Annotated in this window: 26 protein-coding genes; 13 read left to right on the plus strand and 13 right to left on the minus strand. The window is 46.4% G+C overall.

What is annotated here, in order from left to right; translation table 11 throughout:
- The first annotated feature begins 27 nt into the window (after nucleotides 1-27).
- The 4 genes from FEN17_RS23600 (at nucleotide 28) to FEN17_RS23615 (ending at nucleotide 5,271) form a co-directional block, all read left to right on the plus strand.
- The gene (locus tag FEN17_RS23600) at nucleotides 28-906 is read left to right on the plus strand and encodes a DUF1684 domain-containing protein (protein ID WP_138367829.1); all 879 of its coding nucleotides are present in this window, start codon (nucleotides 28-30) and stop codon (nucleotides 904-906) included.
- A 40-nt stretch (nucleotides 907-946) separates the two neighbouring features.
- Nucleotides 947-2,176, plus strand: a complete 1,230-nt coding sequence (locus FEN17_RS23605; protein WP_138367830.1) for a mandelate racemase/muconate lactonizing enzyme family protein — start codon at nucleotides 947-949, stop codon at nucleotides 2,174-2,176.
- A 65-nt stretch (nucleotides 2,177-2,241) separates the two neighbouring features.
- A complete protein-coding gene (locus FEN17_RS23610; RefSeq protein ID WP_138367831.1) occupies nucleotides 2,242-3,681 on the plus strand; it encodes a sulfatase family protein in 1,440 nt (479 codons plus the stop codon).
- Nucleotides 3,682-3,699: 18 nt separating this feature from the next.
- Nucleotides 3,700-5,271: a sulfatase family protein gene (locus FEN17_RS23615; RefSeq protein WP_138367832.1), complete on the plus strand. Its 1,572-nt coding sequence runs from the start codon at nucleotides 3,700-3,702 to the stop codon at nucleotides 5,269-5,271.
- Nucleotides 5,272-5,330: 59 nt separating this feature from the next.
- On the opposite strand, the gene FEN17_RS27995 is transcribed toward FEN17_RS23615, so the two are convergent.
- Complete coding sequence (locus FEN17_RS27995; protein ID WP_374756676.1) at nucleotides 5,331-5,657, minus strand: sulfatase-like hydrolase/transferase; 327 nt, start codon at nucleotides 5,655-5,657, stop codon at nucleotides 5,331-5,333.
- 39 nt (nucleotides 5,658-5,696) lie between these two features.
- Nucleotides 5,697-6,914: a sterol desaturase family protein gene (locus FEN17_RS23625; protein WP_138367834.1), complete on the minus strand. Its 1,218-nt coding sequence runs from the start codon at nucleotides 6,912-6,914 to the stop codon at nucleotides 5,697-5,699.
- Between the two features lie 133 nt (nucleotides 6,915-7,047).
- Between FEN17_RS23625 and FEN17_RS23630 the strand changes: the two genes are divergently transcribed.
- Nucleotides 7,048-8,814: an arylsulfatase gene (locus FEN17_RS23630; protein ID WP_171037986.1), complete on the plus strand. Its 1,767-nt coding sequence runs from the start codon at nucleotides 7,048-7,050 to the stop codon at nucleotides 8,812-8,814.
- Between the two features lie 25 nt (nucleotides 8,815-8,839).
- Here FEN17_RS23630 and FEN17_RS23635 read toward each other — a convergent pair whose 3' ends face one another.
- A complete protein-coding gene (locus FEN17_RS23635; RefSeq protein ID WP_138367836.1) occupies nucleotides 8,840-9,667 on the minus strand; it encodes an alpha/beta hydrolase in 828 nt (275 codons plus the stop codon).
- Nucleotides 9,668-10,018: 351 nt separating this feature from the next.
- Here FEN17_RS23635 and FEN17_RS23640 point away from each other — a divergent pair, with 351 nt between their 5' ends.
- The 5 genes from FEN17_RS23640 (at nucleotide 10,019) to FEN17_RS23660 (ending at nucleotide 16,761) form a co-directional block, all read left to right on the plus strand.
- Nucleotides 10,019-11,677: an arylsulfatase gene (locus tag FEN17_RS23640; protein ID WP_138367837.1), complete on the plus strand. Its 1,659-nt coding sequence runs from the start codon at nucleotides 10,019-10,021 to the stop codon at nucleotides 11,675-11,677.
- Between the two features lie 125 nt (nucleotides 11,678-11,802).
- Complete coding sequence (locus tag FEN17_RS23645) at nucleotides 11,803-13,215, plus strand: sulfatase family protein (RefSeq protein WP_138367838.1); 1,413 nt, start codon at nucleotides 11,803-11,805, stop codon at nucleotides 13,213-13,215.
- A 12-nt stretch (nucleotides 13,216-13,227) separates the two neighbouring features.
- On the plus strand, nucleotides 13,228-14,694 hold the full coding sequence (locus FEN17_RS23650) for a sulfatase family protein (protein WP_138367839.1): 1,467 nt from the start codon (nucleotides 13,228-13,230) through the stop codon (nucleotides 14,692-14,694).
- 62 nt (nucleotides 14,695-14,756) lie between these two features.
- Nucleotides 14,757-15,479: a thioredoxin domain-containing protein gene (locus FEN17_RS23655; RefSeq protein WP_138367840.1), complete on the plus strand. Its 723-nt coding sequence runs from the start codon at nucleotides 14,757-14,759 to the stop codon at nucleotides 15,477-15,479.
- Between the two features lie 604 nt (nucleotides 15,480-16,083).
- A complete protein-coding gene (locus FEN17_RS23660; protein ID WP_138367841.1) occupies nucleotides 16,084-16,761 on the plus strand; it encodes a DUF421 domain-containing protein in 678 nt (225 codons plus the stop codon).
- Nucleotides 16,762-16,954: 193 nt separating this feature from the next.
- On the opposite strand, the gene FEN17_RS23665 is transcribed toward FEN17_RS23660, so the two are convergent.
- The 5 genes from FEN17_RS23665 to FEN17_RS23685 all read right to left on the minus strand — a co-directional run bounded on the left by FEN17_RS23665 (nucleotide 16,955) and on the right by FEN17_RS23685 (nucleotide 20,049).
- Entirely contained in the window at nucleotides 16,955-17,347 is a 393-nt protein-coding gene (locus FEN17_RS23665) for a hypothetical protein (RefSeq protein ID WP_138367842.1), read from the minus strand.
- Between the two features lie 16 nt (nucleotides 17,348-17,363).
- Nucleotides 17,364-17,876 (minus strand): alpha/beta hydrolase, encoded by a 513-nt coding sequence (locus tag FEN17_RS23670; protein WP_138367843.1) that lies wholly within the window; start codon nucleotides 17,874-17,876, stop codon nucleotides 17,364-17,366.
- 155 nt (nucleotides 17,877-18,031) lie between these two features.
- A complete protein-coding gene (locus FEN17_RS23675) occupies nucleotides 18,032-18,304 on the minus strand; it encodes a hypothetical protein (RefSeq protein ID WP_138367844.1) in 273 nt (90 codons plus the stop codon).
- 370 nt (nucleotides 18,305-18,674) lie between these two features.
- Complete coding sequence (locus FEN17_RS23680; protein ID WP_138367845.1) at nucleotides 18,675-19,244, minus strand: hypothetical protein; 570 nt, start codon at nucleotides 19,242-19,244, stop codon at nucleotides 18,675-18,677.
- Nucleotides 19,207-20,049 carry a glycoside hydrolase 5 family protein gene (locus FEN17_RS23685; protein ID WP_138367846.1) on the minus strand — a complete coding sequence of 281 codons (843 nt, stop codon included), beginning with the start codon at nucleotides 20,047-20,049 and terminating at the stop codon, nucleotides 19,207-19,209. The genes FEN17_RS23680 and FEN17_RS23685 overlap by 38 nt, the downstream gene beginning before the upstream one ends.
- 127 nt (nucleotides 20,050-20,176) lie before the next feature.
- Between FEN17_RS23685 and FEN17_RS23690 the strand changes: the two genes are divergently transcribed.
- Nucleotides 20,177-21,406 carry a glycosyltransferase family 2 protein gene (locus FEN17_RS23690; protein WP_171037987.1) on the plus strand — a complete coding sequence of 410 codons (1,230 nt, stop codon included), beginning with the start codon at nucleotides 20,177-20,179 and terminating at the stop codon, nucleotides 21,404-21,406.
- Here the strand turns inward: FEN17_RS23690 and FEN17_RS23695 are convergent.
- The 5 genes from FEN17_RS23695 to FEN17_RS28000 form a co-directional block, all read right to left on the minus strand.
- Nucleotides 21,345-21,938 (minus strand): class I SAM-dependent DNA methyltransferase, encoded by a 594-nt coding sequence (locus tag FEN17_RS23695; protein ID WP_138367848.1) that lies wholly within the window; start codon nucleotides 21,936-21,938, stop codon nucleotides 21,345-21,347. The two genes, FEN17_RS23690 and FEN17_RS23695, sit on opposite strands and share 62 nt — an antisense overlap.
- 4 nt (nucleotides 21,939-21,942) lie before the next feature.
- On the minus strand, nucleotides 21,943-22,689 hold the full coding sequence (locus FEN17_RS23700) for a PIG-L deacetylase family protein (RefSeq protein WP_138367849.1): 747 nt from the start codon (nucleotides 22,687-22,689) through the stop codon (nucleotides 21,943-21,945).
- Nucleotides 22,680-23,816 carry an acyl-CoA dehydrogenase family protein gene (locus tag FEN17_RS23705; protein WP_138367850.1) on the minus strand — a complete coding sequence of 379 codons (1,137 nt, stop codon included), beginning with the start codon at nucleotides 23,814-23,816 and terminating at the stop codon, nucleotides 22,680-22,682. The genes FEN17_RS23700 and FEN17_RS23705 overlap by 10 nt, the downstream gene beginning before the upstream one ends.
- 147 nt (nucleotides 23,817-23,963) lie before the next feature.
- Nucleotides 23,964-25,121: an alpha/beta hydrolase gene (locus tag FEN17_RS23710; RefSeq protein ID WP_229208964.1), complete on the minus strand. Its 1,158-nt coding sequence runs from the start codon at nucleotides 25,119-25,121 to the stop codon at nucleotides 23,964-23,966.
- Between the two features lie 458 nt (nucleotides 25,122-25,579).
- Nucleotides 25,580-25,900, minus strand: coding sequence for a response regulator (locus FEN17_RS28000; protein WP_374756677.1), 321 nt, complete (start codon nucleotides 25,898-25,900; stop codon nucleotides 25,580-25,582).
- On the opposite strand from FEN17_RS28000, the gene FEN17_RS27790 reads away from it, so the two are divergent.
- Together FEN17_RS27790 and FEN17_RS23720 are read left to right on the plus strand one after the other, a co-directional pair.
- Nucleotides 25,847-25,975 (plus strand): hypothetical protein, encoded by a 129-nt coding sequence (locus FEN17_RS27790; RefSeq protein ID WP_262711601.1) that lies wholly within the window; start codon nucleotides 25,847-25,849, stop codon nucleotides 25,973-25,975. The genes FEN17_RS28000 and FEN17_RS27790 overlap by 54 nt on opposite strands.
- A 223-nt stretch (nucleotides 25,976-26,198) precedes the next feature.
- The gene (locus FEN17_RS23720; RefSeq protein WP_229208971.1) at nucleotides 26,199-26,573 is read left to right on the plus strand and encodes a response regulator; all 375 of its coding nucleotides are present in this window, start codon (nucleotides 26,199-26,201) and stop codon (nucleotides 26,571-26,573) included.
- Nucleotides 26,574-26,613 lie beyond the last annotated feature (40 nt).

Raw genomic sequence — 26,613 nt, forward strand, 5'->3', positions numbered from 1 at the left:
ATTTTAAAAAAAGATAATCTGAAAAATATGGAACGACGTGAATTTTTGACAGCTGCTGTTGCGGTAGCGACCTGCCTCACCGCATTCACAGGTACTGATACGGCCTATGAAACCGAAATTCGTGAGTGGCATGAAAAGCGGATCGAGAGCCTGAAACAGGAATCGGGCTGGCTAAACCTGGCCGGATTGTTCTGGCTGGAAGAAGGAGTCAATACTTTTGGTGGAGATCAGAAGAACGACCTGGTTTTCCCGGAAGGCAGGAGCAAGCCTTTTTTGGGCGAATTTGTGCTTGATAAAGGCAAGGTAACCGTGAAAGCAAAGCCTGATGCAGGAATTTTCAATGGGGACCAGCCGGTGAGCGAGCTTGAAATATTTTCCGGCGAAAAGCCAGTGACACTCAAACACGGCTCGCTACGCTGGTTTGTGATCAAGCGGGGCGATAAATATGCAATTCGCCTGCGTGACCTGGAAAGTCAGTATTTGAAGGAATTTGTAGGGATCGAGCGCTTTCCTGTCCAGGAAAAGTGGCGTGTGAAAGCAAAATTTGAACCTACCTCAGGCAAAACCGTTCCCATTACCGATATCACCGGCCGGACAGAAAATCAGGTTTCGCCTGGTAAACTGGTATTTACGGTCGACGGCCAACAATATGAGCTGGACGCGGTGGGTAAGCCTGAAAACCTGTTTATCATTTTTGCAGATCAGACCAATAAAACGCAGACTTACGGCGCAGGCAGGTTCCTGTATTCGAAAGTGGAAGCTGACGGCTCGGCCTGGCTGGATTTTAACAAGGCTATAAATCCGCCCTGTGCATTTTCTCCTTACGCTACCTGTCCGTTACCGCCGAAACAGAATAAGTTGACCCTGGCAGTAGCTGCCGGTGAAAAGCGATATGGAGATCATTGAGCTGCGAGTTTTTAGCTGTTAGCTTTTATTTTTATTTATAATGAATAGAAGAAATTTTGTTACTCAGACTTCCTTCCTTCCTGCGGCTTTACTATTGAAACCATCTTTTGAAGTCGACAATAAGTTGGTCGTCACTGATTTACAAATCCACGAAGTAAAGGTCAATGCGCGTGGTAACTGGCATTTTGTGGAATTGAAAACCAACAAGGGTCTGACCGGACTGGGCGAAGCTTCCCATGGTTTTGCGGTCAAAGAGGGTCCTGCGCAGCTGCATTCGGATCTCAGTCGCATTTTCGAATTGGTAAAAGGCGAATCGCCTTTCAATATCGAGCAGTTTCGCCAGCGTGGATTGAAGCAGGCCGCCGAAAAAGGAAAGCTTTCGATCACTGCATTCAGCGCGATTGAGCATGCTTTGTGGGATTTGAAAGGCAAGGCGCTGGGTGTGCCTGTGTATGATTTGCTCGGTGGAAAGTTGCACGACAAGCTCAAAGTGTATGCCAACATCAACCGCGCCACCAATGCACGCGACGCCCATGGAAGAAGGTTGATCCCCGATTTTCAGCGTAATGCGGAAAACGCATTAAAGACTGGTTTCAAGGCTGTTAAACTCGCGCCTTTCGATGATATGAAAGCGCTGAAAGCCTCCAATCCAACGCAGATTGCATCGGATATTCACTATGCAATCGAGACCGTGGAAGCCGTGCGCACAACGATCGGAAAAGACATTGACCTGCTAATCGACCTGCACAGCCACCTCGACCGCGAGCTGGCGATCAAGACTGCGAAGCGATTAGAAGGAGTGAATTTATATTGGTATGAAGAGGCTGTCGATCCGGAGCAATTTCCGGAAGATACTAAGGCGATCACTGATGCGATTTCGCAGAAGTCGGCGGGTGGTGAGGCGATTTTTGGCCGTAAGGGCTTTGATAAACTCATTGCCAACCGCGCGTTCGATATCATCATGCCCGACGTAAAACACTGCGGCGGCATCCAGGAGTTGCGTTTTATAGCCGCCCTGGCCGAAAGCACAGAGAATATTTCCATTGCGCCGCACAATCCCAGCGGCCCGGTTTCCACAGCCGCCAGTGTGCAGGTCTGCGCCTCGATCCCTAATTTCTCCATTCTGGAATATGCATTTGGAGAGGTTCCCTGGCGTGCAGAGTTGCTGTCGCCAGTAGAGCACTTTGATCAGGGATACATCCATGTGCCCGATGCGCCCGGTCTGGGACACGCATTTAATGCTGAGGTTTTGAAAAAATATCATGTTTAGCAGAATGATGAAAATTTTTAAGAATCAAATATTAATCGGCATTGCGCTGTTGCAGGTATTGCTGTATGGTTTTTTCAGCCTACCATATTTCAGAAACGCAGGAAACGCAAGTGCCCGCCAAACCAAATATACTCTTCATTTTTGCCGATGACCTCCGCGCCGATGCGTTGGGTTATGCTGGAAACAAGATTATTCAAACGCCCAACATCGACCAGCTTGCTGCGTCGGGTATTTATTTCAAAAACTGCTACGTCATGGGCGGCCACCACGGCGCGATCTGCGCGCCCAGCCGGGCCATGCTGATGAGCGGGAAAAGTCTTTTTCATGTGTACGACGAGCTCGAAGGCGTGCATACCATGCCGCAGCATTTTGCCGAAAATGGCTATGAAACATTCGGCACCGGCAAGTGGCACAATGGCGCGGGCACTTTTGAAGCATCATTTCAAAAAGGAAAAACAGTAATGCTCGGCGGCATGAGCGACCATTTCAAAGTTCCCGTGCGCGATCTGGACGCAAACCATAAGCTGGGCGAGCCGGTTACCAAAGGTTTCTCCACCGACATTTTTACAGAATCAGCGCTTTCTTATCTGGATGAATATGCGAAAGGCGATAAAGCAAAGCCATTCTTTTGCTACGTCGCCTACACCGCCCCGCACGATCCACGATCGCCGCGTGAAGATTATATTGGCAAGTACCCCGAAAAGGAAATTCCGTTGCCTGGGAATTACAAGCCGGTGCATCCATTTGATTTTGGCGAAGCCCAGGTGAGGGACGAAAACTTGGCACCCTGGCCGCGCACTCCGGACGTTATCAAGGCGACTTTATCCGATTATTACGGGTTGATTTCGCATCTGGACGCAAGGATTGGCGATCTGATTCAGTCTTTGAAAGAAAAAGGTTTGTACGAAAACACAATCATTGTCTTCGCTGCCGATAATGGTCTTGCAGTTGGCAGTCACGGATTGCTCGGCAAGCAAAGCCTGTACGAGCATAGTATGAAGGTACCCTTCGTTATCACAGGTCCGGGCATTCCAAAAAAGCGCTCGTCCGAAGCGCTGGTTTATCTACTTGACATTTTTCCAACCTTATCCCAGATCGCAGGTTTGCCCAAACCGGAAGCAGTCGACGGTCAAAGTCTGGCCGGTGTGATTTCGGGGAAATCGGCGGGTGTGCGCGAAAGCAGTTTTACGGCCTACCGCAATCTGGTCCGTGCCGTGCGGGATAAAGAATGGAAGCTGATCCGCTACCCTGACCGCGATTATACGCAGCTATTTAACCTAAAAAATGATCCGCTGGAATTGGAAAACCTGGCCGGAAAACCGCAATTCAAACAAAGGGAAGAAAACCTGAAAAAGCTGCTCGCCCAATGGCAGAAAGAGACCGGCGACACGGTTGCTTACACGGCAAAAACGATTTTGCCCATGCAGTATGAGCCCGAAAAATTCAAACGGACGATGGATAAAAACCAGCCAAAATACACGCAGGAGAAATATTGGAACGATTGATATTCGAATAAGCAACCCATGAAATTACAGTATAATAGCTTCTTTGCATTGCTAGCAATGTTTTCTGTGTTTGCCGGAAAAGCTTTTGCACAAAATACTTCATCACGTGCGGCGACTGACCGCCAGTCAACACCCAATGTGATTTACATTTATGCCGACGATCTTGGCTATGGTGACTTGGGTGTGTACGGAGCGACCAAAATCAAGACACCTAACACAGACCGGCTCGCGAAGGAAGGTTTGCGGTTCACCAATGCGCACACGACATCGGGGACCTGCACGCCTTCGCGCTATGGCCTGCTCACGGGCGAATATCCCTGGCGCAAAAAGGGGACGGGCGTACTGCCGGGTGACGCTAACCTGATTATTCCAACTGATAAAGCGACGTTACCCAAAGTTTTCCAAAATGCTGGTTATACTACCGGTGTGGTTGGGAAATGGCATTTAGGCTTCGGCGAGCAAGGTGAAAAGATAGATTGGAACAAACCTATAAAAAAAGGCCCCGACGCCGTAGGGTTTGATTATTCCTTTATTTTTCCTGCAACAGGTGATCGTGTTCCGACTGTTTTCCTCGAAAATCAGCTGGTTGTCGGGCTTGATCCGGCGGACCCGATTGAGGTGAATTACCAACAGAAAATCGGAAACGAACCGACCGGAAAAGAGAATCCTGAGCTGTTAAAGTTGAAAGCATCGCCCGATCACGGGCACGACAATACGATCGTAAATGGAATTGGCCGGATCGGTTTCATGACAGGCGGCAGGCAGGCACGCTGGGCTGATGAGGAAATCGGGCATGCATTTACCGACAAGGCGCTGGCCTTTATTGAAACCAACCGGCAAAAACCATTTTTCCTTTATTTCTCGCTCAACGATATCCACGTGCCGCGCATGCCGAGCACGGAATTTAAAGGAAAAAGCGGGCTGGGCCTGCGCGGAGATGCCATTTTGCAACTCGACTGGACTGTTGGTAAAGTACTCGACAAACTCAAAGAATTCGGTTTGGAAAAAAACACCATTGTCATTTTCAGCAGCGACAACGGCCCGGTACTCGACGACGGTTATGACGACGGCGCAGTTGCATTATTAAACGGGCATAACCCGCGCGGCCCACTGCGGGGCGGGAAAGGGAGCGCATTCGAGGGAGGTACACGCGTTCCATTCATCGTCCGCTGGCCGGGTGTTATCAGGCCAGGTACGACTAGTGATGCGCTCATTTGTCAAATTGATTTGCTGGCGTCATTTGCCGGGTTTTTCAAACAAAAATTGCGACCAGAAGAAGCGCCAGACAGTGAAAGTTTGTTTGCCACATTGACTGGAAAATCTCAAACCGGTCGCCAGGTGCTCGTCGAGCAGGGCGGTGGGATCGCAATTGTGCGCGACGGCTGGAAGTACATTGAACCCTCGGCAGGGCCTAAAACGCAGAAGAATGGAAACGAAAATGGTCGCGACCCCAATCCGCAGTTGTATAACCTTAAAGCGGATTTGGGAGAACAGAATAACCTCGCTGAAAAGCAGCCAGGGTTGATGAAAGAGCTGGCTGCATTGCTGGAAAAGATCAGGACCGATGGTCGGAGTAATTCAAGAAAATGATTTCAAATCAAATGTTATGAAGAAAACTGTCGCCGGGATTTTGCTGGTTTTGGGTGCATTCACCACAGTTTTTGGCGGTGTGAGCCCCCTGAAATGCTTTTGATCGCCCAGATCTTCGAACTATCAGGCCGCAAACCAGTCAGAATTGAAGTCTTAGAAGGCACGCAAACCGCCTGCTGACAATACGCCCGCTCGAACAAAGTCCCCGTTTTAGCAAGCTGATCAATATTTGGAGAGTAATTAAGTTTATCGCCATAACATCCTATTGCCGGCCGTAAAGTCATCGGCCATGATGAAAAGTGCGTAGGTCTTATTCGTTTTTGAGGCGCGCAAATGCTGGTAAAAAGTGTTAGAACGATGAGTATCAGACTGCATAATCGGATCATTATTTTGGCAAATAATTTGTTCAAACAGCGTGGAGGATATTATATAAAGGTGTTTCCGTAAAGTTTTAGCAAATAATGCCGCTGCAAACTCGTGAACCAGGCCAGGCTTAGGAAGGTGAGGCAGCCCAGTAAAACGATGGTGGTAGGATGCGGGAAAAAATAGTAAGTCGTGAAAATGATCAGCAAGCCGCGGACAAATTCAAGGTAAAAAACCCAGCGTCGTTGTTCCAGGATCGCCCCGCAGTTGATCAGCGTGACGAGGATGATGAGTGCAGTTGTAACCTGCACATAATGTGTGAGATAATGTTCGAAAAGTAGTAGAAAAAACAATATCGTGACCATTGCCGAAAACTGCGCTACCACATAAACCCGGAATTTCTGTGATCTCGTTTTTACCTTATGTTTCGACAAAAATCGCTTCTCAGCCAGCTCCCGGAAGGCCGGATCAAAGTCAGCCGGCTTCCCGAAAATGACCTTTATTTTGGCAAAAAAGCCGGGCGTCTGTTTCACCGCATAACCCAGTTCTACGAGGTAATGAAAATGCTGCCATAAAAAACTGTGACTTTCAAGTTGCTTCGTCAATCCGTATTTGGGCGTTTCTTCTTCCTTTGCAAACGTGCCGAAAAGCTTGTCCCAGATAATGAACATATCACCAAAATTCTTATCAAGGTAAACCTCGTTACTGGCATGGTGCACCCGGTGATGCGATGGCGTAACCAGAAAATACTCGAGTATCCCGAGCTTTCCGATCAGTTGGGTATGCGTGAAAAACGGATAAAGCCCATGAATAATAAGCATGGTCGTGATCATCGGCGCGGGAAAACCAATGATTGGTAACACTGACCAGCAAGCCGTACGCACAACCGCCTGAAATACCGTAATGCGCGTCCCCGCCGTGTAATTGAACTCCTCGCTCGTGTGGTGCACCACATGGAAACCCCAGAAAATATTGATTTCATGGCCAAACCGGTGATACCAGTACCAGATCAGATCGGTCGCAAGAATGAGCCCGATCCACATAATGATGCCGGGTTTGATATCAAAAATGGCGTAATGCTGGTGCAGATAATCGTAGAAAAAATAGAAGGAAGCCGTGGTAAACAGGTCGGCCAGCCGCTCTGCCACACCGACATTCATGTTGGTAATTGAGCTGGTAAACTTAAAAACCTGCCTACCGGTGATTTTGGAGGCTAAATATTCCAGCCCGATGAAAAAAAGAAATACCGGTACCGCCAGCGCCATGTAATTCAGGCTCATGGTAAATTGGATACGATTGTTGACTGGCGGTTGTTGGGTGCAAGTAAGAAATTTTTTATTACCATATCAAATTGATAGAGTAAATATATTTTTGATATTGCATGATCAAAAACCGAATTCCTGCCACTTTATCTTGAAAACTTTTTTCTTACAATCCCTGCTACTGAGTTCACTAGCCTGCTTTTCGGCAAATGCACAAACTGCCCGCCGGCCTAATATCTTGCTGATTATTACCGACGATCATGGCTATGGCGACTTTGGTTTCACGGGTAATCCGCACGTAAAAACACCGCACATCGATGAGCTTGCAGCAAAATCTGTGAGACTGACAAACTTTCACGTATCGCCGGTATGCGCACCTACCCGCGCAAGCCTCCTCACGGGCAGGTATCACCAGCGAACCGGCGTGCATGATACCTACAATGGCGGCGCGATCATGGCGACGGAAGAAGTGACATTGGCGGAAATTTTGGGCAAAAATGGCTATGCAACCGGAATCGTAGGAAAGTGGCATTTAGGCGATAACTATCCGTTTCGCCCGTCAGATCAGGGATTTAAATATAGCCTCGTTCATGGCGGTGGCGGCATCGGGCAGCCGGGTGACTTTTACGAAAATTTCATCCGCCCGGATAGTAGTTATTTTGATCCTACATTGGCAGAAAATGATAAAAAAGTGAGCCGAAAAGGCTATTGTTCTGACGTTTTCACCGATCAGGCTCTGACATTTCTGAAATCGCAAAAGACGGATCCGTTTTTCCTGTATGTGTCGTACAATGCGCCCCACACGCCATTGCAGTTGCCGGCGAAATATGAGGAAATGTACAAAGACCTGAAATTTGATTCAGCGCTGGATAAACAGGAGGGAAGTCCCTGGGCAAAAATGACAGACAAAGACAAAGCCGACGCCCGTAAAGTATATGGAATGATTTCCAACATCGACGACAATATCGGCCGCATTTTGCAGGAATTGAAAGCACAAAAACTGGAAGAAAACACGATCGTCATTTTCATGACCGACAATGGAAACCAGCAATTGCGATTCAATACCGGTTTTCGAGGGTTAAAAGCAACGGTTTACGAAGGTGGCACCCGGGTACCCTTGCTGATTTCGGGTGCCGGTTTGTTTCCTCAAAACAAAGAAAACGCCAACTTTACCGCGCATATCGACTTGCTGCCAACTTTGCTGGAAGCGACGCGCATTCTACTTCCGAAAGAGTTAAAGCTCGACGGAAAATCGGCTTTAAAACACATTCAGGGCAAACAGGGCAATGCGTCGGCTTCATCGCGCACATTTTACAATGCCTGGAACCGCGGCTGGCCGGAACCATACCGCAATGCGGCGTTTTACAGTGGAAATTACAAGTTAGTCGCCGCAGACGCGGAACATGCGAACCTGCAATCTTTCGGACTTTTCGATCTGGAAAAAGATCCGTTTGAAAAAAATAACCTGATTTGCAGCCAGCCACAAATTGCCAGGCAGCTCAGAAAATGTCTCGACAGTGTTTACGCCGACATTTCCGCCAGTCCACATTTGTACCCTCGCCGCATCATTCTCGACCCGGCGCACGAGCCAATCTCAATTCTAACCCGCCAGGATCTGCTCGGTAACGGCGTAAATGCCTGGATGTCAGACATGGTAGCAGGCTATTGGTTAGTTACCGTAGCAAAAGAAGGTTACTACCATTTCAAAAGCATTCATAACAAACCGGTTTTAAAAGGTACACGGCAGCTTTTACGGGTCGGGGCATTGCAGCGAAGTGATGTCTTAAAAGACGAAACTTCGACTCATACATTTAATAAGATTTTTCTGAAAAAAGGGGATTATCAAATTGAAAGCTGGTTTGACGGGAAAGATGGGGTGGCGATGCCTTATTATTTAGAAGTTTCGGCAGGGGAGTAATTCAGACGAAATATTCAATCCAATTTCAAAGCGTCGGCTCCCCAGCCACATAGCCTAGCGACTTCAAAAAAACATCCGTTTCCCGCAATGTCTTGGTGAATGATTCGCCGCGGTTAAAGAAGCCGTGGGGTTCGTTGGGGTAGAGGATCAGGTCGCAGCGGTTGCCGGATTCGGTCATTTTGGTTTTGTAGGCTTCGGCTGTTTTTACGGAGACGAGTTTGTCGCTTGTGCCCAGCATCACGAGTGTCGGTGCCGCGCCTTTTGTGATGTTGTGATACGGTGATATATCGGAATAACGGTCGCCTATGCGGTCGTGGCCGTATTCGCCCGGACCATTGTTGAATACCGGATTGAATAAGATTAATGCATTTGGGCGCGAGCTGATTTTCGCATCTTCGGAAGGTTCGTCGAGTTTGGTCAGGTCGGTGGCGGCAGCGACGTGTCCGCCGGCTGAGCCGCCAGCTGCGGCAATGCGATTGGAATCGATATTAAGTTCGCCAGCGTGGGCGCGAACGTAGCGGACTGCAGATTTTCCGTCGGCCACGGCTTCGAAAGGGGTTGTTTGGTGACGCGATTTTACGCGGTAATCTGTCAGGATCGTGACCATTCCGCGCGATGCCAGGTACAATGCCTGTTTTTGAAATTGCCGGATATTCCCGTTGATCCAGCCGCCGCCGAAGAAAAATATGATCGCCGGGTATTTCTTCGCAGCATCGAAACCCGCTGGTTTGAACACATGTATTTTCAAACTCAATGTATCAATCTTCTTGTAAACCAAGACTGCCGGAATGGTATCCTGTTTAGTTTGTGCCTGCACCCGGATTGCCGTCGCAACTAATAGTAAAACCAGCATTGACCAAAAGTGTTTTATTGAAAAATGGGTCACGCATAGGATTTAACTCAGATTGTGCCTTTGAATTGAATTTTCAAACAAATTTCTTTTTTCTTCAAGTATTATAACCTTACTTTGTCTATCAAATTTATAGGATATTCTGTTAACCACCGACAGAAGCATTTTTTTCAGCGTATTAATTTATCACCTTATGAATTCACATTCAGAACGGATAACTATTGCGAAGATGTCGGTGGAATTGACTTGCACTTTACCGGCAATGCTTCGCTGCTGTTGTTGATCTCGCGCTGATCCCCAGAGATTGTTTCTCACCATTCTGCTAATACCTTCTTTTATTCTATTTCCCAAAAAATGAGAATTTCTACATTCTTTACCATTGCTTTTTTAGGCTTGTCTGAGGCATTTGCCCAGAAAAAACCGGCTCCCGAGCAACGTCCGAACATCATCCTCATCATGGTCGACGACCTCGGTTATTCCGACATCGGTGCATTTGGTTCCGAAATCATAACCCCGAATATTGATCAGCTTGCCAGCGAGGGCATTCGTTTTCGTGAATTCTACAATAATTCCATCTGCGCCCCGACCCGGGCGTCGCTCATTACCGGTCAGTATCCGCACAAAGCCGGAGTCGGTTATTTTAATGTAAATCTGGGTTTGCCGGCATATCAGGGCTATTTGAATAAAGAATCTCTCACATTCGGCGAGGTATTAAAAGGCGCCGGATATACCACATTGCTTAGTGGAAAATGGCATGTTGGGAACGACAGTCTGGCCTGGCCAAACCAGCGTGGCTTTGATCATTTCTACGGGTTTATCAATGGTGCCAGCAATTATTTTGATCTTGGTAAATATGGGAAAGGCCCTAAGGTTGAGCTTGTTGAGGACAACAAACGCATTAACCTCCCAGCCGACAAATACCTGACCGACGAAATCACCGACCACGCGATTTCGTTTATCGAAGAACAAAGCAAAACGCCAAAACCATTCTTCTTATACCTGGCTTTCAACGCACCGCACTGGCCGTTGCAGGCTCACGAGGCCGATATTGCCAAGTACAAAGGCCGGTACAGCATTGGCTGGGACTCGCTGAGGCAAGAACGCATTCAGAAACAAAAGGCGATTGGCATTGCGAATCCAAAACAGGCTTTGGCAGAGCGTGATCCCGAAGTAACTCCCTGGGATAATGTGCCTTATGACGAAAAATTACTTTGGGAACGTAAAATGGAAATCTACGCGGCGATGGTCGATCGCGTGGATCAGAACATCGGCAAGCTGCGGGAGAAATTAAAAGCGTTGAAGAAAGACGATAACACTGTAATCGTCTTTCTTTCGGATAATGGCGCACAAGGCGGATACGCCGGAGCATCGCCGCGCAGGCCGCAACGTAACACCGGACCCGCAGGAACGGCAGGGTCGTATGTATACCAGGATCAGCCCTGGGCCTATGTTTCGAACACGCCGCATTCGAGCTACAAAAACAATATGCATGAGGGTGGGATCAGCGCGCCGTTTATCGCCTGGTATCCCAAACAGATCAAAGCCGGAACGATTGTAAAAGGTACCGGCCACCTCATTGACCTTGCGCCAACTTTCTACGATTTCGCAAAAGCTAATTATCCGGCAACAAGTAATGGTGTCAAAACCAATGCATTACCGGGAAAAAGTCTGGTGCCGGTGCTAACGGGTAAAGTGGAAGAAGTGGAGCGGGGCGAACCGATTTTCTGGGAACGGGCGGGCAACCGGGCGGTACGGAAAGGGAAATGGAAGATCGTGTCGACGTATCCGGCTTACAAATGGGAGCTTTATGACCTGGAAACCGATCGGGGGGAAACGACGGACATCGCTGGCAGCAAGACTGACATCGTCAACGAACTTTCAGCAGATTATGCCAAATGGGCTGAACGGACTGGCGTGGTGGATTATGACAAAATCAAGCCCACAAATCGGGCCGGCACCTCGGAGATCGGTGCGCCTGCAGCCAGGCCGAACAGACGTCCGCCTACTTTTTAAGATTCGGCGTATAAGGTGCCACGTTACAAATTTACTACTCACTTAAAGAATTTTTTAATGAAAAAAAATCCGGGCTGGTGAGTAACGCCATTATCATTTTGCATCCAATCCAAATTCCTAAGAAAATGATACGAGTAATTTTAATCCTTGCTTTTCTATTGGCTTCCCTGCCCGAAATGCAGGCGCAAAAGAAAAAACCGCAGCAGCCAAACATCGTCCTGATCGTCTCCGATGATCATAGTGCGCCGTTTCTGGGCAGCTATGGGTATCCCGAAATCAAAACGCCGAACATCGACAAGCTTGCGGCCGAAGGCATTCGTTTCAAACGGGCGTATACCACTGCGCCGCAATGCGTTTTGTCGCGGGCGGCGATCATGACGGGCAGAAATACGCTGGACATTCAGATGACGCGCTTTTCTGCGCCCCTCGACGCGTCAGTAACTTCCTATCCCGAGTTGCTACGGAAAGGTGGCTATCACACCGGGATTTTAGGACGCAATTTCCATCTTGATGGAAACCGACGTGTGCCTGAAACGGTAACGGTTTTGGAAAAATATGCGCTCGAAACTTTTAAAAACAGGGTTGATTATCTGAAAGTGTCGGGGAACCGGGATACGATTTTTCAGCAATACACCGAGTTTTTAGACCAGGCACCAAAAGGCAAGCCATTCTTTGTACAGGTAGGTTATAGCGATCCGCACCGGGTTTTTAATGCAAAAAACTTTGAACCTGATCCGCAGAAGATTTCGGTTCCTACTGAACATTGGCCAGATACCAAATTGATGCGCGAAGATTTTGCAGCCTATCTCGGTGAAATCCAGCGGCTGGACAGCGATGTAGGAAAAGTTTTGGAAGACCTCAAAAAACGCGGACTTGACCAGAATACACTGGTCGTATTTATCGGTGACAATGGCGGCGCATTGTTACGTGGTAAAGGTACACTCTACGATCTGGGCATCCACGTGCCGCTGATCATCCGCCATCCGGGACTCATTAAAGCCGGACAAACCAGCGATGCATTGGTGTCGGGGATTGACATTGCGCCGACTTTTCTTTCCGTTGCAGGCCTGACGGTTCCAGAAGAAATCACAGGCATAAGTCTCGCTCCGGCTTTCACCGATCCACAATTTGCAGGGCACGACCACATCTTCGCAGTCCGTGGGGCTCATGGTCAGGGATTGCCAAACAATAGTGCCGACTTCGATCTCGGGCGGACGATTTTTAACAAAAAATACAAGCTGATCTACAATGCGATCTGGCAGATACCGTACCATCCCGTCGATTTCGCAGCGCAGCCTTTTTGGCTGGAATTGAAACAAAAACACGCGGAAGGCGCATTGGCTGAGCCATACGAAAAACTGCTTTTTGCCGACCGTCGCAAAATGTTCGAGATCTACGATGAAGAAAAAGATCCGTTCGAAACCAATAACCTCACCGGGAAGCCGGAAGTGAAGGAAATCGAACACGAATTGAAAAGCCGGTTGCAGGAATGGATGATCCTCAACCGCGATTATTTGCCATTGCCCATCGCACCATAAATACAAAATATTATGCTGAAACCCATTCTTTCCATCGCGCTCTTTGGCCTCACATTGCCCGCCCGCGCACAAGCTCCGGCGAAGCCCAACATCATCTTCATTTACACCGACGACCAGCGTTTCGACGCATTGAGCGTGGTACAGAAAGAGCAGGGCGAGCGGGCCCGTTTTCCGTGGTTTTCGACTCCGAATCTGGATCGGTTGGCCGACGAAGGCGTTCGGTTTCGCAATGCATTTGTGATTAATTCACTGTGCTCGCCGAGCCGCTCCACGCTTTTGAATAGCCGGTACAATCACCTGAATGGTATTTCCAATAATCATACGGGCTTGTCGGATACGACAGTTACCTACGCGACTGAATTGAAAAAAGCAGGATATAAAACCGCATTTTTCGGTAAATGGCACATGGGCAATGAAACGGGTAAACGGCCCGGCTTTGATTATTCCGCAAGCTTCGTCGGCCAGGGTAAATATTTTGACTGCCCGATTGAAATCAATGGAAAAGCGGAGTCAAGCCAGGGATGGGTGGATGATGTTTCCACGACGAATGCAATCAATTATATCCGGGAAAATAAAGACAAGACATTTTTGGTAACCCTCGCATTTAAGTCGGGGCACGGACCTTTCCAGCCGCCGGTGCGCCACCAGGACACGTATGCGACAGTGAAGCTTACCGAGCCGGTGAATGAGAGCGCAACCTTTCCATACAAAGGTCAGATTGACGTAGCCCGGCCAAATAACAACAACAATGCAAATGCAGTTCCGGTAACCGGAAATACGTGGACAGAGAAAAATGACCAGAAAATTAGAAACTATTTTGGCGCATTAAAAGGTGTCGACGAGAATGTCGGCCGGGTTTTAAAAACACTCGATTCGTTGAAACTGGACAAGAATACGGTAATCATTTTTTCCAGTGACAACGGCTTTTTCTTCGGCGAACATGGGCTGGGCGACAAACGTGCAGCCTATGAAGAATCGATCCGCATTCCGCTTCTGGTACGGTATCCTGCGCGTTTTCCAAAAGGGAAAAAAATCGACAAGCTCGTGCTGAACCTGGATGCGGCGCCGTCATTATTGGACCTTGCCGGTGTAGCTGCCCCGAAATCGTTCCAGGGCAAAAGCTGGGTGCCGCTGGTGGAGGATAAAGCCAAAGATTGGCGGACTTCGTTTCTCTATGAATATTTCTACGAACGCAATTTTGCTACTCCGACCATCAAAGCGATCCGCACCGAAAAAAGCAAGCTGATCCTGTATCCGGGCGAAGAAGGCTGGTCGGAATTGTATGATCTGAGCAGCGACCCCAGCGAATCCAAAAATCTATACAGTACCAAAGAAGGCGAGAAGCTAAAAACGCAATTGCAGCACGAGCTGGCAAAACAGGAGCAGGCAGTAGGGTACACCAACCCGGAATTCGCCGATCCTCGCCCGCTGGATGAGAATGGCAAATATGTAAGGCCAAAAAAAGAAATAGTCCCCTAATGACCCAATGACCTATTGACCCAATGACTAAACATAAATAACTAACATAGCCGTACCGTACTATGAAAAATCTGAAACCATTAATCGTGTTATTGCTTTTGGTGTTTGTCGCAAATGGCGTTTTTGCTCAACAGGCTAAAAAACGGGATTTGCTGACATTTGAAGCGTTTGAAGCGAAGTTGAAAGAGGCGGGGAAGAATGCCCAAATATTGGATGCGCGGTTGCCCGAAGAGTATGCGCAGAATCATTTGGAAGGTGCGGTGAGTTTTAGTATTGCCAATCAGAATGATTTTGTAAAACACAGCGCAAAGCTGAGTAAGGACAAACCAACCTTCATTTATTCGATCGGAAATGGACGCAGCGGTGTGCTGGCGCAGCAGCTTCGGGAGTCAGGATTTAAAGATGTGACGGAGATTCCGGGCGGATTAAGCAAGTGGATCGGGCTGGGCAGACCTGTGATTTCCACAACCGGAAAAGGACTTTCACTGGATGAATACACGGCTTCGCTGAAAAGTGACAAGCTGGTACTGGTCGATTTTGGATCGCGTTATTGCCCGGGCTGCAAAAAGCTGGACCCGACGATCGATTCCATTAAAACGGAGCAGGCTTCAAATGTGAAAGTGATTAAAATTGAGGCATATGAAAATAAAAGTCTGGTAAAAGAATTAGGTGTGATCGGTCTTCCTACTTTAAAGTTATACCGGAATAATCAGGTGGTTTGGGAGAAAAAAGGTGGTGCTTCCAAAGCTGAAATTGAGAAGGTACTTAAAAGTCAAACCCTCTGATGGGTTATTGAATGAGACAATGTGCATTTAAGAAAAGCGCCGATTTATCGCCGGTCGCTTTTTTGCTTCCTGGAAGTTTACTTTATCTTAAAGGCCAGAGGCAGGGGGCTGCCTTTTGTATGTGGTCAAACCACTGAAAGACTGTTTTATTGACACTGGTGGTAGCTACCGAATCCAGTTTTTAGCGCCCGATGGTGGGCCGCAAAAACCTGACCGCCGCCATGGTCCTAAGGGCCAATTACCATTAGTGTTTTGCTTTCTAATTCCACTTAAGATGTTACTGTAGATAATAAAAAGCGCCCCGCTGGTCGTCATGCAAATAGCCCGTGTTAGTACGGCTATATTAATAGCTGCAAACTCTTTTACATCGGCACCATGTCCTGCCAAAATTGTCGAAGGTGGGATGGTCGGCCCAGCGTTAAAACAGAGCATTCGAAGTTCCATCTGTTAAAACGACAGGATTTTGCCTCGATTATTGGCAACGTAGTAATGCTTATGAGCAATCAACGTTCTATCGACTCAAACTGTCGCCTTTCACTGGCAGGATATTTGAGAGATTGTCCAACGGCACCCAAGTTTCATGTGGGACTATTAACAGCGAGAAATGGATATCAAAGAGATTTTTATCAGTGACCTGGACTGGCCAGGGGCATTTACCATAGCAATCAAGACAGCCATCATGTTCCTGATGGTTTTGCTGTTTTTGAGACTTTCTGGAAAAAAGGGCGTCCGAGAGCTTACATTTTTCGAGGTTGCGATTATCATCTCGTTGGGGACAGCTGCTGGGGACCCCATGTTGATGAAAGAGTCGGCCATTTTGCCTTCGATTATAGTTTTTGCGGTCATTATACTCATTTACAGATTATTGACTTCATTTGCGGCGAGAAGTGAAAAGTTTGAAATGATATTGGAAGGTGACCCATTTTATATTATCGAGGATGGAATGTTCACCCTTGAAGAAGAACGGGACAACAACTTTGCAAAAGACGAATTTTTCTCTGAGCTAAGGAGCCAAGGCGTGGAGCATATCGGACAGGTAAAAACAGGTATTCTAGAAACTAGCGGAATGCTTAGTATCTATTTTTATCCGGATGACCAGGTAAGGAAGGGACTTCCAATCCTGCCAAAACCTTACCATAGCAAATCAAAAAATATTTTAGCGTCAGGGTATTACGCATGCACAACCTGCGCAAACGTTCAAGAACTTTCCCATAGGCAAAAATGTGAGCGCTGCGGAGAGAGTGAATGGGTACAAGCGGTTGATAATCTTCGAATAAGCTAGATTCATACAGGTGAGGTAAAAAATCGACGTTCACAGGAGCGGGCGATTCAGCTGGGTAATGGTGAATATCTCACAGAGCCTGAATAACCTAGCCGCCTTTTAAACAAAGTGCATTGCACCTCTTGAACAAAACACCATGACGAATTAAAGCTGAAATTTGCATCATCAAATTTGGATGAGCCGGGAAAGCTTGCTATCTCAATTTATCAAGCATATCATCAAAGACCGTGCACTGGTTATCGCGGTCTTTTTGCGTAACATTTTCCCGAAGATCAAGCCTGGTGAACACATGCAGCTCCGAATCAACCATTTCTACATCAACCACGTTTCCATCGGCCGTTTTCAGGCCCTTGTAAATGACCACTGCACTGACCGGATCTGCTGTGGTGTCTTTTTTAGATTGATACACTTTCAACTGGGTTCCAGCCGGCAGCTGAAAACCTTTTTGAAGATCGTGTTTGACAAGACTGGTTAGTTCACGAAGTTCTTTTAGCGTTTCGTATGGCCGGTAGTGATACCAGTGCTTGTCTTCTTCGGCTGTATTGTCGACTTCGGTATACCCGATAATTGGTCCAGCAATGCCCACGAGGCTCAGAGACTTATCAGCAGGAACGACGATGGTATCGATCAGAAAAGACGTTTCTGAGTTTGATGTGTTCGTCGAAAAAACCGCTAGCCAGCATATTGAGGATGATGGCTGATCCTGCCGAAGACCCTGCCAGAATGATATTTTTATAGCCCGCTTCTTCCAGTCGTTCGTACTCATCAAGCACCGGCTGCTTCCAATCCTGCCATGTGGATTTTTTGAAATCTTGGTAGCCAATACCATGACCACCCATTAAGACTTGTGAAATGTACAGCTGACCTGACGCGTCATTCCGAAATTCATCCCATTCGAATGTCGATGCGCTGTAACCATGCACGGCGATGACAACCGGAGCCGTTGCCTCCAAAGGTGTGGGATTTGGCTTGGCAAAGGAAACAAGGTATTTGGCTGGATCGTAAACCGGCGGATCAAAGATCGTCTCCCCGCCCAGCATACCATCCGTAAATTCGGGGTCTTTTTTGCAACCTGCTAAAACCAGGAAACAAAATAGAAGTATTGATATCTTCATTTTACACGGTTTTTTAAAATGTTGCAGGTAATGCTGATCTGCCCGTAAGCCGGGTACAATGTGCCTGATCCGTTGCCACTATCGCCGGTAATAATGTTGTATCCCAAAGCTGCGCCTAACTTGATAGGAGAATTCGTTTTTACAGAAATTCCTACCTATAGGGCAACGGTCGAAGAAGATTGAGGAAGATCATCAAAAATCGCCGATTCATAATTTGCCCGGAACCACCCAGCATTCACCGTCACCGTGGGTCTGACAATTTTTTTTGGACGAAAAACATAGGTCCCATTCAGAAAAATATGGTCTTGTTTGATCGCATTTCCCCAAATAGCTGAACCAAGCCGTGTACTCGGGTAATTGGCACCTACCTGCAGGTGATTTTTTAAAAGTCCCGGACTTGCAAACTGCACCGTAACCCCATTTTCCATTATAAAAATCGAGGTTTTTTTGAAAGCGAAGACCTGCATCCAAAGTAGTATTTTCCGCATAAGTGTATTCACCGTAAAGTGACATGCAGACAATAAGAAATCTTAGTAAGTGGTTAATAATTAAGATGCGTGCCATTATTTGGCTTTTTAGTTTGGTTGAACAAATCAAGCAGCGAACAACGATCTTTCTCCCATATATTTATCTGATATTACTATTTTCCTTGAATCTATTTTTGTTGCATCAGGGAAATGTTCGTTCTGTTTATTTACCGGGGAAAATGAAGGTCAAGGATTCCATACAGTTCCTTGAATGATCGCCTGGCAACATTACAAACCGGAATTGGCACTTGATTAGATAATCTTGAAATTATCATGCTTTTCGAATTGCAATTGCCATGTTGGTGGTGCATAGCTCCAAGTTAATCAATAGGTTAGCGTCTGACATAATTAGCTTTTCATTCATGAAACCCCGTTCAATATCCCAAAATGCCACTTTATAATTACCGGGACGCAGTCCCGGAATGATGATGGAACTTTCAGAACCTAATTTACTCTGTTTGCTATGCTTCGAAATATTTGTTTTTAGTAGCCAGATCACAGCCTGGTCGTCGTCCCCACACGCAAAAACGTGGGCAGTTATTCCCTCTATAATAATTTTATCATTTAAATTCTCTCTCTGGAAATTTCGCCAATCAATTAGTCTGAGAAATCCCACCATATTTCGCTGTGCTTTTCTCATGCCATGGGTAAGCGTGTGAGGATGCCGATAGGGCCAGCGCATGCCGCCACCTGCACCGCCCGACGCCAGATGGGCCCATTGCATATGCAAGAAATAAAGATCATCCATTGGTTCTTTCAAACCATTTTTGTGTTTCCTGAAATAACTGATCGGGCCATGCTCGCTATCTAGGCAAGGCCTGCCTTGGGGCACTGCTTCCAAGGACATCTTTTATTAAATGACTAGTTGTAAGTGCCGGAGCGATCAGGTTCTTTGGATAATCAATTGAATGCTTTTCATATACATGAATCGATGCAAAATCGAGGAGTGCATTTCTAAATATCAGATTGTACAAATCATGTTTTTTAAGCAATGGCGCAAAAACAGAAACAGTTTGCAAGTGCGTCATCTGATACAATTGCATTTCCAGTCCTCTTATATGTTCGCTGATCTGAACAATAAAGTTGTCTAATTGCCGAAGATCTTTTCTTGAATGGATAGGATCGATTTCGTTCCATAAATCCCATGCAAACAATGCACCGCTTCCGCCCCAGCGGGTAATAAAAAACGTGAACCGCTCTTTGATCGCAGAGATCATCCCCTTATCCGTAAGCCATTGCGGTTTTGTTTTGCACGGACCGCCATTCAACTGATTATAGGGATGATGCCGCCATCTTTTTTTCATCCAGAAAGTATCAAAGGGCGTAATAAGCAAGCGGATATTGTATTGTTCACAAAGCAAAAACAGGTCGTCCCAAAACTGGATCATGTTGGTCTGGAACCGGCCCACAGGGTTTTCGAAATAACGGTTATCTGTTTGACAATACTCCATCATGATCCGAATGCAGGTAACCCCGTGCGCTGCCAGAAATGCCATATGATTCGACACCCTGGACATGTCTTTTCTGCGAAAAAGGGGTGCAAAGTCCGGCCAAGTGATCGCATCGTTTTGCCCGATCGGAGTCCAGTTTTCATGATCCGTAGTTTCAAAATAAGGAGCATTTGCACACACTTGTATCCAGGGCATTATATGTTGAAGCATTAATTACCAAATTTCTTGAATGGAAAGATCTTTCTAATGGGGAAATTTAAGGCCAAAAACTGATAGGTATAATTATATAATAGTAGGGCAAAGCCTATCGAAATCTGAGACATTGGTAACAAAAGTTCAAAGTTCAAAAGTTGAAAATGTAACGCTGAGTTTTTATTCCGGAAGGAAAGATTGCGCAGCCAATGCTTATGAAGTTTGCGTGATTGTTCCTGTCCGCAATGAGGCAAATCATCTATATCAAACTCTTGATGCGCTCAGACTGCAAGTAGGCCTCAACTGCATGCCATTGCCACCGGATATTTACGAAGTGCTTGTATTGGTCAATAACAGTTCAGACGATTCCTGTCAAATTGCCCGTCAATATGTGGCCGATTTCCCAGACTTCAACCTTTCGGTAGCAAACATACATCTGGACGAGAGCCAGGCGCACATCGGGACGGTCAGACGTTTATTGATGGACGAGGCATACAAGAGGCTTACGAGATCATTCTCCCAAAAAAGAATAATCGCTTCAACAGATGGCGATACGCTTGTAGACAGCCAGTGGATTTCTCAAATAATAGCTGAGATAGACAAGGGAAATGATGCGGTAGGAGGGAGGATACTAACCAGGCGGGAGAGCGGGAATGGCAGAGCTTACCACCTGAGAGATGTAACATACCGTTGCTTGCTGGCACAGGCTGAATGCATCCTTGATCCACAAATCCATAATCCGTATCCATGTCATCACCAGTATTTCGGTGCAAACATGGCTGTCACGGCAGACATGTATCAACAGGCAGGAAGATTACCGGTCGTTCCATTTCTCGAAGATGTTGCATTCCACAAAGCGCTTGTTGATCATGATGCCAAAATCCGGAACTCTTTTAGTGTAAAAGTTTATACATCTTCGCGCAAAGACGGGCGCGTTGCTGTTGGATTTTCTGAGCAGCTCAGGCGGTGGCAGAATGAGGAAAAAATATATCAAACACAAATGGTCGAGGATGTGCAGGTTCTGCTCGATATGTTTCGGGTCAGGAATTTTTTGCGAAAATCCTGGTCTTCGTATCAACAAAATCAAAAAATAGATGCGCACGATTTAGAACAATTCGCAATCATGTTCGATATGGATTGCGAATTGATAAAAGCCAAAATTGTCGAAGCGAAACATTTCGGTCAGTTTTGGCATGCATTCTCAGAGACAACAGCAAAAAGTCTGCACCGCACCGTAACATTTCAGCCCATTAAACAGGCCATTTTACAATTAAGAAAATTTATAAAAAACGCAGATTTTATCTCTTCTCAAAGGAATCTAAACGATAATTTTCAGCCCGTGAGCTATGTAAGAGTTTGAGCGGCCCCCCCTCACCACTAATCGCCAAAAATGCCTCATGGACCTGATCACCGGTTAAGGGATAATCATGAACTTCGGGCGTCCAGTGCACTAAAAGTAACTGTCCGCCCTTTTCAAGATGGTTAAGCATCTCCTGCTGCAATTTCAGCAGGTCAGGCATGGACAAATAATAGCCTACTTCGGACATCAGGATAAGATCAAATTGCTCCTCAGGAAATTGCTGCGGTACGGACATCTTTTCGATTCGCACATGCTCGAACCCTCTCAGCCTACTCCGTGCTTTTACAAGCGGCGCTTCGGCTGCATCCACGGATAACAGAGCACCGCATCTGTCAGCAAACATATGTGTCAGCACACCAATCGAACAGCCAATTTCGAATGCATTTTTAAAAAAATCCCTGCTGAGGTATTTAACTGTTTCCTTGTATTTGCCAAGCTCATATTCACTGGATTCAAAATTCCAGGGATCATTGCTGTTTTGATATACGTTGTTAAAATAATCTTCGGGTAATGAGTCTTTTTGGTCAGCCATTGTGTTATTTTCTTTCCAATAATATTTCGTAATCTGTATTAAAGTGGGCCAGTACTTCCGCAGATAATATAAACCCCTCAGGGTCATCATCTATCAGTAATGTTGTTTGCGATACATGCGCCTGCACTGCTTTTTTCTTTTGATCCTTTGCCATTTCAATATTGACTTTCCAGATTACTCCCTCGTTGGCAGCAGGCAGATCGCCTGGGCTCGCCCTTTCCCACAGCCAGACAAAATATTCAAACTGACGGATGGAAAGCGTACATTTTTTTACCGCCTCATCCACAATCTGCCAGGTTGCACGGTGATCCTTGTGCGGATCGCGCTGCCAGGGGCAAATGATCGATTCAGTATTAAAATCAGAAAGTACCTTGCTAAATGCAACGACTGCCGTGTCAAAACCAGGAGTTTCAGTGCAGGGTAGCAAACTGTCTTTTAGCCTCAAAAAAGTAATGTCCTTTTGCTCTACACCTAAAATGCTCAATGCCTTTACTGCCTCCTCTTCTCTGAGCGCAACTAACATGTCGGATGGAAATTTCTTTGAATTAGGGTGAGACATGCTTCCGTCACTGATGAAGACTACATGGATCGGGATTTTTAACTGGGTCAATAAATAAATCGTCCCACCACAACCAAGCGATTCGTCATCCTGATGGGGTGCAACAATCAGAGTCCTACCTAGCATACCGAGTTGGTCCGGACCAAGTAGTCGGCTGTGCCTTATGAAGTCATCTTGGCTAATTAAATCCATAGTCCATTCGTATTTATCTGGTTAAGCACATATTTCCCAACAGACGCTTGCACGGCATCAGTAGCCGGCTGGCGTAAGTAAGTGGTCAGGTCACGGTGCATGCGCTCCAAAACACCCGGTCGCATAAGACCTCTTGATCCAACCGACCTCTCCGCCAGCTGCATTGAGCGCAAACAAATGTCCTCAATCTTTGTCCGCACCATATTTGCATAAGCTAGTAATTTTTCCGTTTCGCCAGGCATATGCAACCATTGGTCATAATGCTTAGCTGCCTGATTGATCCAAAGATTTCCGGTCTCGGTCAGACAGCTTATTTCTGCTACTCTGAATTGTTGGAATGGGTCTTCGGTTCGCTTGGCGTCATTCAGAAAGCGATGAGTTTCTTCAAGGATCGCTTCTGCGCCACCCAGTTGTACGGCGGCAAAGCGCAAGGCACCGGCGCCAAAATGGGGCTGTCTATAATAATCGTCCGGTGATCCCAATAAATCCTCTTCATCAATTTCGATTCCTGTAAAATTCATCCTGAAACTTACTGATGCCTGCATGCCGAGCGGGTTCCAAAAACTGCTATCCGCTAGAATGGGTTCTAATTTTTCTGTTGGGATAATGCACATTTGCCACCCGGACTTGTCAGATGAAATCAGCTTACCTGTGACTAATGGCCTACCGATCCAGCTCGCCCCTGAACAAAATGTTTTAGATCCGCTTAAACGGTAACGCTTACAACCCAGATCTTGAATTTCCAAACCATCCAGATCCTGCGTATTCCAGACACCAAACAAATGAGTGTGCGCGTCTTCATACCAGCGCTGAGCCTGATGGGCGTTTGCGTATAATGATATCAGCAGCAATGCATTAATATGTCCTTCATAAATACGCCCAACAGGCAAACTAGCTCTTCCTACCCGTTTCAAAAGCTGTAAAAGTCCTGGCGTGTTAGGTAAATCCAAAGACAAATTTTGCCCGGGAAGAGTGGTTGTTAAAAGTCCGGAAGCCCTTAATAAATCAAACTCAAAATGTGGAAATTGCCCTTTCTGATCGGAAGCAAACGCGGCAGCTGATATTTGTGAAAATAACTGTTCTTCTGATATGTGACCTTGATTTGTAGAATCTTCGTTTATAATCATTTATAGCGGATTAAGGACAACAACATTCTCCTAAAGAGTGTCAGCGCTAAACTGTTAAAAGTATACCAAGGTATGACCAACTGGTACAAACAAAAATACCTACCGTTATCCAGCAGGTATTTTGTTTAAGTCCTATAAGAACAATGTCTATTTCTTAAATGCCGTTTTCAATGCACTTGATGCATAAGCCTGTGCGTCTTTCGCCTGCGGGACAACGATTGCCATCCCAAAAAATTCATGGGTAACCCCATCATAGTTTTTGGAATCAACCTTCACGTCTGCTGCTTTCAATTTTTCTGCCAGCAGTTTGCCATCACTCATCAAAGGGTCAATCTCGGCTGTGATAATGGTTGTAGCTGGAAGTCCTTTCAAATTAGCGCCGACCAAATTGATCCTGGGATCTTCGGCCTGGGCCATATTGCTAAGATAATTTTTTACAAACCAGCCCATCATTGGTTTGTCAAGGGGCTTGGCAGCAGCATTCTTCTTATAGGACTCAGTGTTCATGTCTGATCCGGCTACCGGGTAAACCAGAAGCTGGTGCACAGGCAACTGGACTCCCTTATCGCGGGCCATGATACTGACGTTGGCCGCCAGGTTACCACCAGCACTTTCACCGGCCACAGCAATTTTTTTCGGATCGCCCTTAATAGATGCAGCATTCTGTACGGTCCATTGGTAAGCAGCAAAAGCATCATCATGGGCGGCCGGGAACTTATGCTCGGGCGCCAGGCGGTATGCCACCGAAACGACAATGGCGCCAGTTTGCTCGGAAAGACCTCTGGCCGATGCATCGTAAACATCCAGGTCAGCGATCACAAAGCCGCCTCCGTGATAATAGACTATAACAGGAAATGGTGCGGCCCCCATCTTAGGCGTATAAATCCGAAGGTGCACCTTACCTCCTTTGACAGCGATTTCCTGTCCGGAAGTATCCACCATTGGCGCAGGCATAGGAATGCTGTTTTCCTTAACCAAATCCATTACTGCGTCGGTGGGGGTGTGGTTTTTCCTGGCTTGCTGGGCCGTCAGTTTGGGTATTGGGGTATCTTTGTAGCTGGCCAGTTTTTCGATGACCGCCAGCATTTCATCTTTGATATCCGGCGCCCAACTCGGTGCAGCACTATCAGGCTTTATACTGCTCACGGCTGCCATTGTGTCTTTTTGTAGGCCAGTGGAATCGGCATTTGAGGGTTTGCCGCTTCCGCCGCAGGAGACGAGCGAGCTGCAAATTGATAGAGCCATAGCCCATCCTCCCAACCGACGAGCTGGGTTTTTTTCGAAATTAAATGCGTTGGTTCTCATTGTTGTGGTTTGAAGTTTATGGATACCTACGACAAATGCGGAAATAACGATTGGTGCCTGGAACTTGAGGTCATTGATAGGCGGTAGGACCGAAGTTGCGAATTACTTAAAGAAAGAAATTTCGGACATGAGCCTTTAAAGATATAGGACGTTAGGAAGGTAAACTTTCATGCGATATGACTCACTAGGGAAACCGTGTTTTCGAACATTTCGACAAGAATAGAACATTGCATTACAGGGATAGAATCTCAATATTGTTCACAAGACGATTTCGGAGAAAGATAAAGTTGGAAGCAATTCTTTATAAAGAAATTTTAGCTGATTATCCACCACGATGGCGAAAGGTATGGTTTTGGAGGACAGGTATAATAAAAGGTCTGATTGTTGCGACCGATTCAGGCAGCCATGATGAGGGGAGTGTCTCACGAAGGATGGTTATATGAGATCACTATTGCCCTTTATGCTGACCGTCTGCCAAACCGTTTCAATAATTTCTTGAAATTTTGCGGGCTTTTGCAAGAGCGCATCAAAACAAGATTTTTGTAGCCGGTTTGCGATGGAGAATTGAAAGTTACCGGTAAGGCAATAATTGCGATTTGTTGGCCCCACGAGTGCTGCCTAATCAAGTTGCACGCTGTAATCCCATCCATCACTGGCATGTTTACATCCGTGAGTATAACATCTGGCCTAAGCTGTTCTGCCGCTTCAACACAGTCTTTACCGTTATGACGCGTGACGACTGTGAAGCCATGCCGCTCCAACAATCTCTCAGTGATCAATACCAGATCAAGATTGTCATCTACCAGAAGTATATTAAGATTTCTCGGGATATGAAGCGTCTCAATGCTGAGTAAATTGTTGGAACGCGCTCCTGCAAAATTCCATGCCATCCTTTACGAACAATGACCATTTATTTTCTGGTATAATCAGTGTTAGAAAATCTTTTGTCACCAAATACCTACAAATGACTTTCAAGCCAATTCTTGGCCTAATTCTTTTCCAGAATGAGAAAAATTGAAATTATGAACAAAATGGCACTATTATCATCATTGAAGACGATGATGATGATCAATTTATATAGGAGAAGTCTTCAATGAACTCGGTTACGTTAATAGTCGGCTATACTTCCCTGACGGTCTATCAGCATTGGAATATCTACATAAAACCACAGACCTTCCTTTTCTGATTCTCTCAGACATCAATCTTCCCAAGTTAGACGGACTTGAATTAAGGCGAAAATTGCACACTGATGCAGCGCTCAGCCTTAAATGCATTCCTTATATCTATTTTACGACCGCAATTAATCAAAAGGCTGTTATCGATGCTTATAGCACTTCTGCGCAAGGTTTTTTTATAAAACCGTCAAAAATGGAAGATGTAAAGACAATCAGGCTGATCGTCGATTATTGGAAACAGTGCGCTGCTCCAAATAATTTTGAGACGGTCTCGTAAAATGGTCGGACAAGCAGTCTCTTTAAGAGACTGTAGAGGC

Origin of the sequence: Dyadobacter luticola (genome assembly GCF_005860805.1) — a bacterium.
Taxonomy (GTDB): Bacteria; Bacteroidota; Bacteroidia; order Cytophagales; family Spirosomataceae; genus Dyadobacter; species Dyadobacter luticola.

Bases quoted from the DNA above. Each gene is read 5' to 3' on its own strand.
- FEN17_RS23600 (WP_138367829.1), top strand. From the start codon at position 28: ATGGAACGACGTGAATTTTTGACAGCTGCTGTTGCGGTAGCGACCTGC.
- FEN17_RS23605 (WP_138367830.1), top strand. From the start codon at position 947: ATGAATAGAAGAAATTTTGTTACTCAGACTTCCTTCCTTCCTGCGGCT.
- FEN17_RS23610 (WP_138367831.1), top strand. From the start codon at position 2,242: ATGGTTTTTTCAGCCTACCATATTTCAGAAACGCAGGAAACGCAAGTG.
- FEN17_RS23615 (WP_138367832.1), top strand. From the start codon at position 3,700: ATGAAATTACAGTATAATAGCTTCTTTGCATTGCTAGCAATGTTTTCT.
- FEN17_RS27995 (WP_374756676.1), bottom strand. From the start codon at position 5,657: ATGATCCGATTATGCAGTCTGATACTCATCGTTCTAACACTTTTTACC.
- FEN17_RS23625 (WP_138367834.1), bottom strand. From the start codon at position 6,914: ATGAGCCTGAATTACATGGCGCTGGCGGTACCGGTATTTCTTTTTTTC.
- FEN17_RS23635 (WP_138367836.1), bottom strand. From the start codon at position 9,667: ATGCTGGTTTTACTATTAGTTGCGACGGCAATCCGGGTGCAGGCACAA.
- FEN17_RS23640 (WP_138367837.1), top strand. From the start codon at position 10,019: ATGAGAATTTCTACATTCTTTACCATTGCTTTTTTAGGCTTGTCTGAG.
- FEN17_RS23645 (WP_138367838.1), top strand. From the start codon at position 11,803: ATGATACGAGTAATTTTAATCCTTGCTTTTCTATTGGCTTCCCTGCCC.
- FEN17_RS23650 (WP_138367839.1), top strand. From the start codon at position 13,228: ATGCTGAAACCCATTCTTTCCATCGCGCTCTTTGGCCTCACATTGCCC.
- FEN17_RS23655 (WP_138367840.1), top strand. From the start codon at position 14,757: ATGAAAAATCTGAAACCATTAATCGTGTTATTGCTTTTGGTGTTTGTC.
- FEN17_RS23660 (WP_138367841.1), top strand. From the start codon at position 16,084: ATGGATATCAAAGAGATTTTTATCAGTGACCTGGACTGGCCAGGGGCA.
- FEN17_RS23670 (WP_138367843.1), bottom strand. From the start codon at position 17,876: ATGAAGATATCAATACTTCTATTTTGTTTCCTGGTTTTAGCAGGTTGC.
- FEN17_RS23675 (WP_138367844.1), bottom strand. From the start codon at position 18,304: ATGGAAAATGGGGTTACGGTGCAGTTTGCAAGTCCGGGACTTTTAAAA.
- FEN17_RS23685 (WP_138367846.1), bottom strand. From the start codon at position 20,049: ATGCCCTGGATACAAGTGTGTGCAAATGCTCCTTATTTTGAAACTACG.
- FEN17_RS23695 (WP_138367848.1), bottom strand. From the start codon at position 21,938: ATGGCTGACCAAAAAGACTCATTACCCGAAGATTATTTTAACAACGTA.
- FEN17_RS23700 (WP_138367849.1), bottom strand. From the start codon at position 22,689: ATGGATTTAATTAGCCAAGATGACTTCATAAGGCACAGCCGACTACTT.
- FEN17_RS23705 (WP_138367850.1), bottom strand. From the start codon at position 23,816: ATGATTATAAACGAAGATTCTACAAATCAAGGTCACATATCAGAAGAA.
- FEN17_RS23710 (WP_229208964.1), bottom strand. From the start codon at position 25,121: ATGAGAACCAACGCATTTAATTTCGAAAAAAACCCAGCTCGTCGGTTG.
- FEN17_RS27790 (WP_262711601.1), top strand. From the start codon at position 25,847: ATGACGCGTGACGACTGTGAAGCCATGCCGCTCCAACAATCTCTCAGT.